Raw genomic sequence first — 13356 nt, forward strand, 5'->3', positions numbered from 1 at the left:
GAGAGTGTCTGTCGCTACGCGACGTACACGCGCAAATTCAGTCGGTAGCCGGAGGAAGACATGCCGGGTCCCTTCGCGCCTTAGGATCTGAACAGCCATAGACGACCGAGGAGAGGGATCTTGAATGTCACGCATTGAATGGACGAGATACAACGGGGACGACATCGAGTCGGTGGTCGCGATGTTCATCAGCGGGGACTATCCGGCAGCGGAACGGATCAATCCGTCCGTGGGCGACGGTGGCATTGACGTGTTGGTCAAGACCGATAAGACACGCGTCTACCAGGTGAAGAAATTCACAGGACCTCTCTCAACCAGTCAGGCCAACCAGGTGAAGAAGTCGGTCGATAGATTGTGCACTGACCCGCGCGTCAAAGATTTGCAGGTGGACGAGTGGCACTTGGTGATGCCCTGGGACGCGACCTTGGAAACGAAGAAGTGGGTGATGGAGTATGTCACCGGAAAGGGTCTGCCAGAGCCGATTTGGGATGGCCTGACACAGTGCGACTTTTGGGCCAGCAAGTACCCACATGTCGTTGATTACTACTTGGGCGGGAGTGCCGATCGCATTCGGGAGATGGCGTTGTCCATCGTCCAAGGATTACGCCTGAAAAACATCAGGGAAGAGGACGTTCAAAGTCGGGACGTCGCTGGCTTTGCGGACGAGCTCAAGGAGACGGTGGCGGTCCTCAGCCGCGAAGACCCGTTTTACTCCTATGGAATCCAGGTGGAGCCCCAGTTCAAGACTCCTGACAAGGAAGACGTGCGCGCGGCGTTAACGAACATTAAGCCCGGGGTCGTTCTCTCGACCCTGATGGGCGATGGCCACGTGAGCGTGCGCGTAGATGTCTACGTGAAGAACCAAGTGGCGCTGCAGCTGAACCCGCTGAAGATCAACGTCGTCATGACCGCAGCTCCTGAGTCCGAGGAAGCGACTGCAATCCAGAACTTTAGGAAGTTTGGCAGCCCAATGGAGTTGTCGAATGGCGCTAGTGGTTCATCTGCGTTCCCCGGAGGACTCGGGGGAGAGTTCGAGAATGCGAGCGTAACGGTGCTTCCGGCTTCCGACAACGCGGAAGGGGAACGGGAGCTACGTCTGGTGCTCTTCGACACGGAAGACCGCCAGATTGATTCACTGGTAATCCACCGCGAATACACCACGACAGGCATCCCCACAGAGGGCCAGGGCCCACGGGGCATGGAGTCGCGTCTGACTGATCACAACGGCATCTTGGAAGTTCTGCTGAGACTCGATGTGGATGAGCAGACCTCGAAGATGGCCACAATGGCCCACCCTCCACATGGAAAACTTGCTGTCGACGTACTGCCAGTGCTGCGCTTTTACCAGAAGTTGAAAGCCCCCAATACGCTGACCGCCGCGCCGCGTTTCGGTCCTATATCTGACGTTCGACAGCCGCTGATGGAGAGAGACGGCAGCATTGCCGATCTGTGGGTCGACGTGGCCGAGGCGCTCAACCTTATCCAGGAACACACTGCACACAGGCTCCGCTTCCCGGACCTTGAACACGTGGAGGAAAAACTTATCCGCGAGGTTCTGCGTGCGGGCGCCCTGCTCCAAGGGCAGACGCTCACGGAGCGCATGACGCTCGTTGCAACGGATCATGACCCTACGGTGTCGGACGAGACCACGACGCTTACGATGCTTGTGCCGTGGAAGATAGAGCTGCAAGAGGGGCCGGTTGACCTGGGCTATCTCGCGTACGCGTTCTCCGGTTCGTTGCGTGAGCGAGATCAAGAGTTGGAGGGTGGCAGGTACGACGTATGGGGCGTTGATGGCAGCAAGGTGCTAGTCAGAGTGCTGTCGGAGGAGGAGAAGAAGGCTCTACCGGACATCCCGATACTGGGTGGCGGGTCGTAGCGCCACGTTTCGCACTACAACCTCCCACCATGTGTTGCCAGGAGCCTGATTTTGAATGCTGATGTCCAGCGGTGAGAGGCTTCGTCCTTGTCCAAGGGGGTGTAAGTGCTCTTCGCACGGGAGCACGTACCGGAAGGGTGGGACTGGCTCCCGGTCTCAGCGCGTCTGAAGTCGGGGCCTCGCTCGACCTCGCATGCCCGGTTAGGGGCTTCTCCCCTGCTCATCCTGACGCCGATAATGAAGATTATGTCGTGTTGTCAGTTTGACGGGACAAAGTTCCCTTCATTTAACCGTATCAAATCCACCCCAGCAAGCAGTATCAGCAACCCCCTTTGTCATAGGCCGCTGCAATACTTGCGGCATGAACCCCGCACCCCAACGCCTGGATTTTGTGGGCAGCAACGTGGCTAACAACCTCAACAAAGCTGTTGCCTACTACCAGCACATGGCAGAGAACATGACGGCCGATGAGGACCCCCGTGTATTTATGCGAGAGGCGATATCGGCTGCCCGCACCTCACTAGAGAAGTGTTTGCGGGGCTATGACTCATTCGACGCGCTTGCGTTCATCCGTCTCGCCGCCGGCCCGTGGGATTTTACTGACCTCAGGGAGAGCGAAAGTCAGATAGAGAGCTCTCAAGCTGCCCAGGATGTCGTGGCACTAACGCTTCTGGGCATGGGGCTTCCGCGGCAGCCGTTAACGGGGAAAAACTCCGGTCAACCAAATCCGGCAGAGGCACTAGGACTGGCAGCCAACATCGTGACCGCCGCGCGGACTCTGGCCCTCTTTCGCGGTCAGCGAGCGAACCAGCCACTCGGTGCTCTCGCTGGTGAATTCATGGGGTACGAGCTGTCCGTCCGCGGACGTCAGTATGAATCCATCGCCAAGGAAGTAAATACAGAGCTTCTGGGCCACCCAGCAGTTTCGTCCGTCATCAATAGCGTGCTCGGATTCACCCTCGACGACATCCGTGCTGTCCGCGAGGCGTCAACAGCTCTGATGAACGAACGCTTGTTCGGGGCTCGGGACCGACTTGGGGAAGCCAGCAAAGCCGGTCCACCCGCCGATGCGGAGTCCTTCAGGCACGACATTAATCTCATGATGAACGAGTGCCGATTGTTCGGCGCTGTTTCACCCACGGATGTCGCCGAGCGTTCCGGAGTCGCGGAATCGACAGCGCGTGCAGTCTTGGACTTCTTCAGCACCTCGCGGTCGGCGGAGAATGACGTCAACCCGGTCATGCGGTTCGTTGATGGTGAGCTTCCCACGCCAGGGGGATGTATCGCTGACGAGGACGAATACCTCCTTCTCAACGGTTTCTTGAGCGAAGACGAGTTGCGCCGGAATCTCGAAAGGGGGTTGATCGCAGCCGCGGCCGAGAAGAAGAATAATGCTGCGAAGATGTGGCCGAAGTATGACAAACGGCGTGCCGTTTACTCCGAGTCGAAATCCGCTAACTTGATTGGCAAGCTCCTACAAGGCGCTAAGCCGCATTGGGAAGGACAGAAGTACATCGGCCCGGTTGATACCAAGGACACAAACAGCCTGGGCAGGGACTCCGACCGTACTGCTGTAATGACCGACAAGTTCGAATCTGACATATTGTTCCTGGTCGACGGGGTCGCTCTATGCGTTGAGGTGAAAGCCGCGTCTATTACCGAGAAATCCCGGGGTGGCAACGCACAGCGGTTAGCCAAGGATCTGCAGAAGACTCTCAAGGAGGGCAACGAGCAGGCCAACCGATTGACCCGTCTCATAAGCACCAACGGAGGCGTTTGGAGCGTCGAAGGTGAATGGATCGACTTGTCGTCTGCGTCTGAGATCCACTCAATCGTCGTGATGCTCGACGATATGGGGCCCCTATCCTTGTCCATGAACGTGCTGGCGGACAAAGGCATCATCGAGTCCGACGAAGTCCCGTGGATCGTAAGCATGCATGACTTGATCGTGATAAGCCAAACCGTCGATCACTCTGCCCAGTTCCTCGAGTACCTGCGGCGTCGCAGAGGCCGCCGGCTGGCAACTATGGTCAATGGCGTCGACGAGTTGGACATGTTTATGTGGTTCCTCACAGGAGGCATGTACTTCGATCCCGAACCTCATGAGATCGCTAAACACATACCAGTGGAGTCGCCTATCAAGGCTTCCGAGCTGCGCCGCTACGAAGAGCAGCCTCGTGTTCGGCTAGGTACACTCACTGACCCACTCGATGCATGGTTCTATTGGCAAGAAGGCCTCTCAAAGTCTCAGGTGGTCAAGCCAGCCAGGCAGGAGCAGCCATGGGTTGAGCAGTACCTATCCGCTAGCGAGGCAACCCACCCTCGTGGTTGGCTACGGTTTGGCGCCGATCTGGTGGGGTTGAGCGAAAGCGCGCAAGGAAGTATCGGGAAGAATCTGAAGGCAGTAAGGCGCACAGCCCGGGGTGGCGGCATTGAGCGTAGCCTGACAACGCATGGTGCCAGTTCCTTTGGTTCCTGGTTACTCACGATGTCGGTCGCGCCGAAAGATGCGAGCACGGACCACCTGGCCGAATATATGGATGCCAAGCAGTACCAGACGCACTCTGACAGAGCGATGTTGCTCCTCTATCAGCCTGATGGGTCGCTAATTGGGACGCGCTACCGGGGCAGGCCTCAAGAACGAACCACCGACCGCGACCATGCTGTAGAAATCGCGCCGCTGCGCGGTCTCAAAATGACGTTCACCAAACTACCTCCCAGCGCCCGGCGCAGCACAGTCCGGCTACGGGGCGCTCGAGGGAAGAAGAAGCGCTAGTAGCTGGCGCCAGGAAGGGCCATGGGAATCACCGCGATCTTCGGCCCGCGGACTTTGGTTTCGTTGGCGCCGATAGTGTCTAAGGAGGCCGCGAATGCTATATGACACTCCGTTCCTGCATCGGCCCCAGCGAGTCTACCGATTGCCGTGCGTGTGAACGTGTCCAGGTTTCAGTCCGCCAAGAAGCAAGTCCCCCAAGGTGACCCAGTCCTTCGCCGAAGCCCGATCGTCGGCCAGGAACTCGAGGCATTCCCTTGTGCTCCATTGCTCGAATCCGTTCAAGAGATATGGCTCCGCGTGGTTCGCCCATCCTGCCCGGACACCGGTCCGCCGTTCGGATTTTCCCATGCCCAACCAGATCTGATTCCCGGCATTTATTCCACCAATGGCCGGGAAGCTACCGGAACGTGCCCATGAACGCCACGCGCGGTTAAACGCCAGTTCCATGTCAATCTTCCCGCCAGCAACACGAACCACGCCGCGTGACAACACACCTAGAGCCAGCCCCTCGACTACGTGCTTCACTTGCTGGTCTTTTGTCTGCTTTGTCATGCTTAGATGCTATTGGCCGCAGTTGCGCCGGGGAGGAAGCCACCCCCAATCTGCTGTTTGTTCGCTGACGTACACCCCAAACTGGACGTCAGCAGCCGGGTCAATCACCGTCAGAATAGGGTCCTACGACAGTTCCTGCATTCCCTGAGTAGACAGTCTCAGACTCAGATCTGACAGAAGACTTGGGCCGCCGGCAACGAGGACCGCATCCACTTAGCTTGGGGCGCCTGCCTCTGCAGCCGGCCATCGAGGGCCCCAGCCAAGGACCCGGTGGGCCCGGAAACCCTCAAATTGGCGAAGCTCCGGTCAAATAGCGGTTGACCGAAGCTTCGGTACATTATGCGTACCTGAACCTTGGAGTTCCCTGAAAACGGTGGGTGCGTGGCCCATTTCGATCACACCGGCGGCCTCTTGGAACCAGTTATCACAAAGCACCCCGGCCACTGAAAGCCGGGCAAACGGGCTTCTACTGCTGTGCAGGGCGCGATGTCAGATATTCGCGTAGTCCTGGGATTGCGAAGTCCACAAGTCCGTGGCCTGCAGGTTCTATGAGCCCGGCGTCCAGGAGTCGGGTTCGGTAGTTTCCCACAGCGTTGGGCCGCATTCCGGTCCTTTTGCCGATGTCCGTGGTGGACGAAGGAGCCGAGTCTTCGGCCATGGCCTGGAGGAAGTCTCGATCTCTCCCGGATGTTGTTGAGAGTGCAGCTTCGATGACCACGCGTTCGTTTCGGCGGCGGGCAGCCGCGACCGCCCGGTCCGCTGCTGCGGCATCCAGGATTCCAAGGCCGCTCTCCGCTTCCTGCCAGAGATAGTAGCCGACCAGTTGAATCAGGAAAGGGTATCCGCCGGTGCCTTCGGCCGCGCTCCTGGCCAGTTCGGGGCTGAGAGTCTTACCTGCCCCTTCAAATGTTTCGGTGAAGGAGCGTTCGACTTCAACGATTGAAGCTGCGTGGAGGTCGATCCGGTCTGCTCTTCGCAAGAACGTGGCGACCCCTTCATTCAGCAGATCGGAGACTGCGGCCGGCAATCCGGCAAAGATGAGTCCGATGGGCAGCCCATCTCGGATGAAGTGCTGCACGTCGGCCGCGAGTTGGGACAATTCCCTGCGATCAGCGGCGTGGATCTCGTCAACAGTGATGACCAGGCCAGTGCCGCGCTGTGCCAACAGCCGGAGAAGCTGCGCCCCACGGACACGCCAGTCAACCTGTTCTTCAGGAGCGAGCTGGGTCGTAACGGCGAAGCCTGCAACTGACAAAGCGGTGACCCGCCGGCCGGTGGGTCCGTCGCCCAGTTCATTAGTCAGCCGTCGCATCGCTTCACCAATGCGGCCCAGGAATCCTCCGGTAGCTGTCTCGGAAACTACCGCCCAGCCGCTTGCTATGGCGAGATCTTCGGCGGCGCCCAGCATGACGGTCTTGCCGATACCCCGGGCTCCCGTGAAAATGGTCAAAAGACCCGGGGCACCCGAACCCAGACGTAAGCCGTATGCGAACTCGTCCAGCACTCCCCCGCGGCCGACCAGATCGGGCGGCGTCGCCCCTGCTGTCGGGCGAAACGGGTTTTCCATGAGCGCTCCTGTGAATATCGATGAATCCTGTGAACCTTGTGAATCTCACCGTAGCAGCTTGGTTGCTGCGCCCGAGGCCGTTCGTCCGGTCCGCCCGACGCCGACCCCCGCGGCACCTGTGGGTGGGCACCGACGCCGCCGTACCCAATTGTCCAGACACTGTCTGGACATGCAGGGCTCAATAGAGCCCTTAGCCTTCGCACTCGATGCAGTATGAGTGGCCGTTGGCTTCGCGTGCGAGTTGAGACCGGTGCCGGACGAGGAAACAGGAGTAGCAGGTGAACTCGTCCGCGGCCTGAGGGATGACCTGAACGATGAGCTCCTCAGCGACGATCTCTCCCCCAGGAGTCAGGCCCTCATCGAGGGCATCCGCTTCGTCGAGTTCGGTGACGACGCTGCGGGCATCCGGGGCATTCGCTGAGTGCAATGCCTCCAGGGAGCGGTCCTGGGATTCCTTAACATCGGAACGGACTTCGTCGTAATCGGTTGCCACTTTGGGTGATTCTCATTTCTGACGTTTACTGCGCGGTTCCTTCTGACGAGACTGCAACGTACACCAATGCACCGTTGTTCCCATGTCCATGGGACTGGAGAACCTCGGGATCAGCTGTCCCTGCGAATGCCTAAGCTGTGGTCATGAGGGTTTCAAAAACTGATTCCATCGCCGGGCTGCCGGCCGGGCTGGCCCGGGGCATCGCCCGCAAGTTCAGGGGCCGGGAAGGGGTCGCTGATGTTGTCGAAGACCTGCTCGACAGCACGGAATTTGAACTCGAGGCAGTCTTTGCTGGGCTGGAAGCTGCCGGGTATTTGGAGAAGGTCCGGGTCGACAACGACGGGGACGTCTGGTGGGACACCACCATCCAGGGCAATGCCCTGGCAATGGCAAGTTTCGGAAAACCGATCAGCAGAAAGACCGCAGACCGGCTCGTTACCGGGTTGCTGGAACGTGCGCGGGACTACAACGCGGACCCGGGAAATCCGGTGTTTATCCATACGATCAGGGTCTTCGGGAGCTATCTCAACCCGGAGATTGACCCCCTAGGCGACGTCGACATCGAGCTCACCTACGGTCGAAGGATCACAGACCAGAAGGCCCTGGCTGACTACACCAGAGCCAGCGGACGATCGTTCAACACGTACGTTGACCAACTGCTGTGGCCGCAGACTGAACTCGTCCTGCACCTGAAGAAACGGTCAGCGTTCATTAACATCACCCTTGAAGACATCACCAGGCTGACCGACCGCTTCGAGACCATCTACAGCATCGATGCAGACCCGCATGCCGTCCGCCCGCCGGCCGACAGCGCCCTCATCGGAAGGTAGCGGACTCGGGACATTTACAACGCCACTTCGTCGCAACGTACGTGCTGACCTGTCAGGGCTGTAATAGTCCAAAGTACTTTGGACCATTACAGCCTGGGCTCCACGAATCCGGGCTGACTACTCGCCCGGGTCGTGTCCGAGGACCCGGAGCAGGTCACCGGTGATCATCCGTAACTCTTCGAATCCGTGTTGGTAGAACAACGGGGTCATGTGGACCAGGGGCGTGTTGTCCAGTTCGGCCAGCAGCCGCAGGGCCTCGGCGATGACGTCCTGATCGCTCCCGCGGTTCGCATCCTGCTGACGATCCGCCTCTTCGTGCCCTCGCGTCATGTCATCCTCCCTCGGGTCAGTATTATTCCGGGCCGACCCGCAGGGGCCGGTGCAGGCGAACGGGTCGGCAGCCTACAGGGTGGGGCCGCGGCGGCCCTGTTCCGGGCCGGCGGTGGGTCCGCGGCGGGCCGCCTTCCGTTTGGCTTCTTCCGCGGCCTGGTCTTCCTGGGCCTTGCGGATTCGGGCCAGCTTTTCGGCGAAGTCGTTGCTGGTGGCGGGCTGCTTCTGTTGGGCGGCGGCCAGCCGTTCGGCCCATGATGACTTGGCTTCCCCGCCGGCCGTCTCGCCGGTGGAGCGCTCTTCCTCCCGGCGTGCAGCGATCTCTTTCAGTGCCTCGGTGACGGCTTCCGGTGCCTGTTCCGGTGCCGGTGCACCCGGGTGGCTGTCCAGGTTTTCGCGGACCTTCCGCGCGGTACCGGCGACGTGTTCAGCCCGTTCCTGCTCCGGGGTCAGGGTGACGTCCTGCGAGCGTTCCTCGCGCAGTGCGTCCACGACGCGTTCTGCCGGTGTCGGTTCTGTGGCTACCGTGGCTTGGACGTCGGCTGCCTCGGCCATGAGTTTTGCGTCGTCGGCCGACAGCGGTTCCTTGGCCGTCTGGGCGGAGTATTTGTGCATGGCGGTGACGCGTACGGCCAGCTCGGAACCGGTTCCCTTTTCGGTGTACTCGGCGGACAGAACTCTCGTCTCGGTTTCCGGGATCCGGTAGGTATCGCGGAAGGTCTTGACCTCCACGGCCAGGTCCCGCCACTGCTGCTGCTTTTGCGTGTCTGAGGGGACCGGCCCGAGGGCTTCGGCCCAGGCCGGCGGGGCGGCCGCGAGCTGGGATCCGAGGCGGTTGACTTCCTGGGCCATGGCCTCGCGGCGCCCTTCGAGTTCCTTGCGCCACAGGGCCGGGGTGTCCTTGTGCGTGATGACGTCGGCCGGTGCCATCCATGCCGGCAGACCATCCGGGGCCGGGGTGGTGGCCACAGGCTCGGGCAGGCGCCGGCGGAGGGCCTGCTCCGCTTCGATCCGGCGAAGGATCTGATCGGCTGCCTGGACGCGGGGGGCGTTCTCATCGCGGCTGTAGTTGGTGACCGCACCGCGTTCGTAGGCTTCATCTGCACGGACCGGCTCCGGCATCAGCTCACGCAAGGCCTTCTCCTTTTGCAGGGAACCGGCGAGCCAGCGGGCCTTGGCGGCAGACGGGCCATCGTTGATCGTGACGTCAGTGCGCAGCTGTTCCTTGGCGCGGGTGATCCGGGCGTCAAGGTCATCATCGGTGACGTGGCCGTGGAGCCGGGACTGCCAGGGGGTTTCCTTCGTCTCGGCCAACCAGGTCCGGGCCAGGTCACGCCTGTCCGGTGCAGGGGCCCCGGGGTTCTCGGCCGTGTTCGCCCGGGCGCGGACCAGCTCACCTGTGGCGCGGCGCTGGAGACGTTCCAGTGCTTCATCAGTGACTGCTTCCAGGGGCCGGCGCACGGGCGCCTCGGCGCGGGTGCGCCAGTAGTCCAGTTTGTCCTCCACGCGCCAGGCCAGGACGGCCCCGGCGTCCTGGGATTCCTCGAAAGGATCCCGTGCGGCGTCAGTCAGGAGGTTGGCGACATTGAAGCCTTCGTTCTCGGCCTTGCGCAGGTGTGTGGCGATCGCTCCCCACGCGTCCGAGGCAATGAACGGCTCCGCAGCGCCTTCACCAAGGATGCTGCGGGCGGTGTTGGCCATCCGGAGCTCGTTGGCCTGGTCGTCTATGTCTTTGTAGACGTTGACCATGTCGGGCAGTGCCCGGGCGGCTGCGCGGGCGGCGTCGATCTGTTCGTGTGCGGTGAGGTTCCCGTCGTGGTTCCCCGCCACGGAACGCAGCACGTCGGTGAGGGTTTCGCCGTCCTGGACCACACCGTAAAGGTTGTTGGACTCCCGCCCACGGGACGCCGCGACATAGGCCAGCGAACGGGAAAGGCCGGATCCGATCAGGGCGTGCGTGGTGTCGCAGGTCAGGCCCTGGGTGCGGTGGATGGTGGCGGCGTAGCCGAGCATCGTGTTCTCCCGCACATACCGTGCGGGCAGGGTGATCGTCCCGGCGTGACCCTGGTGCCTGGCGGTCAGGGACCCGTCCGCGTGGACTTCGGCCACGGTCCAGACGTCGTTGTTCTTCACGAAGTCTTTGCCCCGGTTCAGGGACAGCCGGCGGTTGTTCTGTCGGGTGACGATGACGTCTCCGGCCCTGGCGGCGAGCCCGTCCCGCAGTGTCGCGGCCGGGCCGTCGGCCAGCGTCCCCGTACCCAACCGGTAGGCCTGGGCGCGGGCGTTCAGCTCGGTGACCGTGGCGTTATCGAACGCCATCATCACCGAATGCTTACCGGCGGCGGTGTCCTTCTCCCATGCCGTGTAGACGTGGGAGGTCATCGTTTCGGCATCCCCGCCAACCACGCGGCGGTTCTCCCGGTAGAAGGCCCACGGGTCATCCTCACCAACAGCCGGCGGTTCGCGCAGCGCTAACGTGGCGGCGGCCTCGGCGTTGTTGGGGGTGCCGTCAGCGTTCCGGAAACGGTGCAGGTCCTCCAGGTGCACCGCGCCAACGGTGTTCTTCAAGTACCGCAGAGCCCCGCCGGAACCAACGGCGGAGAGCTGGTTGTCATCCCCCAGGGCGCGGACAACAGCGCCGTGCTGTTCGGCGATGGTAACGACGGCGGCGAACAACTCCGTGCCGACCATGCCGGCTTCATCGAGGAAGATCACGTCCCCAGGGGTCAGGGCAACTCTGTTGGGGTTCTGGTTCTTGTAGCCGAGAACAAAGGAGTCAATCGTGGTGGCGTTGGCCCCCAGCTCCTTGCCCATGACTGCTGCTGCAGCGGCAGTAGGGGCAAGGCCGATCACCTTGCCGCCGGCCTCCCTCACCGTGTCAGCGGCGAGCTTCAAGGCCGTAGTTTTGCCGGCACCGGCGGGGCCGACACCGACCACCAGTAGCTTGTCACTGCACGCGAACTCCGCGGCCATGCGCAGCTGCCCGGCATCAAATTCTTTGTCCTGAGTTGCCAGGGCAAGCTCAAAGGCGTCCCGTGTTGCGGCGGGGATAACGGTGCGCTGGGCTGCTGTCAGGAGCCGGTCTTCACTATGCAGGACACCGGAGGAGGTGTAGAGGGTGGAGTGGACTTTGCCGTACCGGCTGGCACCATTCCGCAGCCGCAGACCCTCAATCTCGGAGGCCGGGTTAATCGCGGTAATACGGAGTGAGAACTGGTCAATGGCGCGGGCCTTGACCTGTTCGATGAGGTCTTTGGGGATGGGCAGTTCACCGAACTTGGACCCCAGCCGCCGGCGGGTTTCGGCGTCGATGTGGTGTTCTCCCCACACGCCGCGGCTGCGCTCCAGGGCGCGGATGACACCGGCGGCTTCGGTGGCCGGGTCCACCTCGTCAGCGTGCGTCACCAACGGTTTGCCCTCGCGCTCGGCGGCGTCGCGGGCGTCGTGCCGGTGCGCCTGGGCCTTGGCCACAGCGGCAGGGCCAACGACCATGCCGGGGACCTGGGAGAACTCTTCGGTCCACTCGTTCACCAGGTCAGAGAGCCTGCGTGCGGCCTTCTTCTCGGGCCTCGTGTCGAGGGTCGCACGCTGCGCAAGGGCGATCATCTGCTTGGTGTCGGGGGCGTAGCCGTGGTCCTCGGTGAACTGCTGCACCAGCTTATCCAGCACCGGTTTGATATCCCCTGAGCGGGAGGAACCCGCTTCAATGGCGGCGAGGTTCACCCCGGCGATCTCGATCACGGGCCGGTCCCCGGAGACTTTGCGTTCGGTCACTCCGACGCCCAGGCGGGTGCAGACCTTCTCCATGACGGTCCGGTTGTAATGCTCGGACGCGGCGACGTTGAACTGGTACAACAGGCGCCCGTCGAGGCTTGACCACTTGCCATCAACGCCCATGACCTTGTTCGAAACCACCACGTGATCGTGCAGCTGCGGGTCACCGTTGCGGGAGTCGTAATGCCGGAATGTTGTGTAGACGAGTCCGCCTTCGACGTCTTCCTGGCGGACGCCGTTGCGGCCTCGCCGGGTGAACGTCGCTTCCTTTTCGAGGAAAGCCATCGTCTCTTCGATGGCCTCGTGGTGCGCGGCTTCGATCTGCTTGCGGGCGTCCTCGCCGCCGACAGCCCACAGGAGGGACACGGACTTGGCCGGTGCGAACACGAGGTCATAGCCTGCGACGGTCTGGGAGCCTGGTTTGGTCTGGGCGGTGATGAACTTACCCAGTTCTTCCTTGTCGCCAGGGTTCCGGCCGTTGAGTTCGCGGAAGTATTGGGCGCCTTCCTTGGTCCGGATCAGACGCCTCGCATCGGCGTCAGGCTCGCGGTGATTCATGCGCCGGAAGTCACCGGTGGCGGTGTTGATACGCGCCTGGAGCTCGTTGTCCTTCTGCGTGTGCTTGCGGTATCGCTGGCCCAAAGCGACCTTCGCGGACGGGTCAGCGGCCAGTTTCGCAGCGGCGTCCGGGTGCAGGCCCTCACCGAACAGGGCCGCCATCTGCGCCTCTGAGACCGCACCGGTAACGCCCAGGAGTGCGGCACCGCCGCCGCCCCAAAGGCCTGGCGGGTTGCCGTCCACGGTGTAGTAATCCCCCAGTGCACGGTCCTTCGTGCGCAGCTCATCACCACTGGCGACTTCACGTGTGTAGTACGTGTATCCGTCGCCGGCACTGAGCTTGTGCACGGTCATCATCGCCCCAGCCTACCCGCCCGGGGACCTCACTCGTCGATGATGCATGAGGTGTGACAGATTCAGGGTGTGGTTGCCTTTCGACAGGGGAGAAAATTTGAAGGCAACCATGGCGTGTTTGTGGCCATCAAGTCTTTGATGCGGTTCTGCACATGAGAATGGGCTGTGGGTAACACGCTTTTTGTTATCCATGGTGCGTTCGATTGTGTGGAACCGCCACGGTCCGGGGGTTGTCCACAGGTG

8 protein-coding genes are annotated in these 13356 nt (G+C 61.7%); 3 read left to right on the plus strand and 5 right to left on the minus strand.

Annotation, left to right across the window (positions count from 1 at the left end; translation table 11 throughout):
- Positions 1 to 124 precede the first annotated feature (124 nt).
- Both MUN23_RS23310 and MUN23_RS23315 read left to right on the plus strand, forming a co-directional pair.
- Positions 125 to 1879, plus strand: coding sequence for a hypothetical protein (locus MUN23_RS23310; protein WP_248761450.1), 1755 nt, complete (start codon positions 125 to 127; stop codon positions 1877 to 1879).
- 361 nt (positions 1880 to 2240) lie between these two features.
- A complete protein-coding gene (locus tag MUN23_RS23315) occupies positions 2241 to 4655 on the plus strand; it encodes a hypothetical protein (RefSeq protein ID WP_248761451.1) in 2415 nt (804 codons plus the stop codon).
- Positions 4656 to 4790: 135 nt separating this feature from the next.
- Here the strand turns inward: MUN23_RS23315 and MUN23_RS23320 are convergent, their stop codons facing one another.
- The 3 genes from MUN23_RS23320 to MUN23_RS23330 all read right to left on the minus strand — a co-directional run bounded on the left by MUN23_RS23320 (position 4791) and on the right by MUN23_RS23330 (position 7267).
- Positions 4791 to 5207 (minus strand): hypothetical protein, encoded by a 417-nt coding sequence (locus tag MUN23_RS23320; RefSeq protein ID WP_248761452.1) that lies wholly within the window; start codon positions 5205 to 5207, stop codon positions 4791 to 4793.
- 466 nt (positions 5208 to 5673) lie between these two features.
- Positions 5674 to 6774 (minus strand): ATP-binding protein, encoded by a 1101-nt coding sequence (locus MUN23_RS23325; protein ID WP_248761453.1) that lies wholly within the window; start codon positions 6772 to 6774, stop codon positions 5674 to 5676.
- Positions 6775 to 6964: 190 nt separating this feature from the next.
- Entirely contained in the window at positions 6965 to 7267 is a 303-nt protein-coding gene (locus tag MUN23_RS23330) for a DUF4193 domain-containing protein (protein WP_248761454.1), read from the minus strand.
- 143 nt (positions 7268 to 7410) lie between these two features.
- Between MUN23_RS23330 and MUN23_RS23335 the strand changes: the two genes are divergently transcribed.
- Positions 7411 to 8097, plus strand: coding sequence for a hypothetical protein (locus MUN23_RS23335; RefSeq protein ID WP_248761455.1), 687 nt, complete (start codon positions 7411 to 7413; stop codon positions 8095 to 8097).
- A gap of 117 nt (positions 8098 to 8214) precedes the next feature.
- On the opposite strand, the gene MUN23_RS23340 is transcribed toward MUN23_RS23335, so the two are convergent.
- A complete protein-coding gene (locus MUN23_RS23340; RefSeq protein WP_248761456.1) occupies positions 8215 to 8427 on the minus strand; it encodes a hypothetical protein in 213 nt (70 codons plus the stop codon).
- A gap of 72 nt (positions 8428 to 8499) precedes the next feature.
- Positions 8500 to 13116: a MobF family relaxase gene (gene mobF / locus MUN23_RS23345; RefSeq protein ID WP_248761458.1), complete on the minus strand. Its 4617-nt coding sequence runs from the start codon at positions 13114 to 13116 to the stop codon at positions 8500 to 8502.
- Positions 13117 to 13356: the final 240 nt, after the last annotated feature.

The sequence above is a fragment of the Pseudarthrobacter sp. SSS035 genome, assembly GCF_023273875.1.
Lineage (GTDB): Bacteria > Actinomycetota > Actinomycetes > Actinomycetales > Micrococcaceae > Arthrobacter.

What these genes read in the sequence shown, in the direction of transcription:
- MUN23_RS23325 (WP_248761453.1), bottom strand. Translation starts at nt 6,774, where the DNA reads ATGGAAAACCCGTTTCGCCCGACAGCAGGGGCGACGCCGCCCGATCTG.
- MUN23_RS23335 (WP_248761455.1), top strand. Translation starts at nt 7,411, where the DNA reads ATGAGGGTTTCAAAAACTGATTCCATCGCCGGGCTGCCGGCCGGGCTG.
- MUN23_RS23340 (WP_248761456.1), bottom strand. Translation starts at nt 8,427, where the DNA reads ATGACGCGAGGGCACGAAGAGGCGGATCGTCAGCAGGATGCGAACCGC.
- MUN23_RS23320 (WP_248761452.1), bottom strand. Translation starts at nt 5,207, where the DNA reads ATGACAAAGCAGACAAAAGACCAGCAAGTGAAGCACGTAGTCGAGGGG.
- MUN23_RS23310 (WP_248761450.1), top strand. Translation starts at nt 125, where the DNA reads ATGTCACGCATTGAATGGACGAGATACAACGGGGACGACATCGAGTCG.
- MUN23_RS23315 (WP_248761451.1), top strand. Translation starts at nt 2,241, where the DNA reads ATGAACCCCGCACCCCAACGCCTGGATTTTGTGGGCAGCAACGTGGCT.
- mobF (WP_248761458.1), bottom strand. Translation starts at nt 13,116, where the DNA reads ATGATGACCGTGCACAAGCTCAGTGCCGGCGACGGATACACGTACTAC.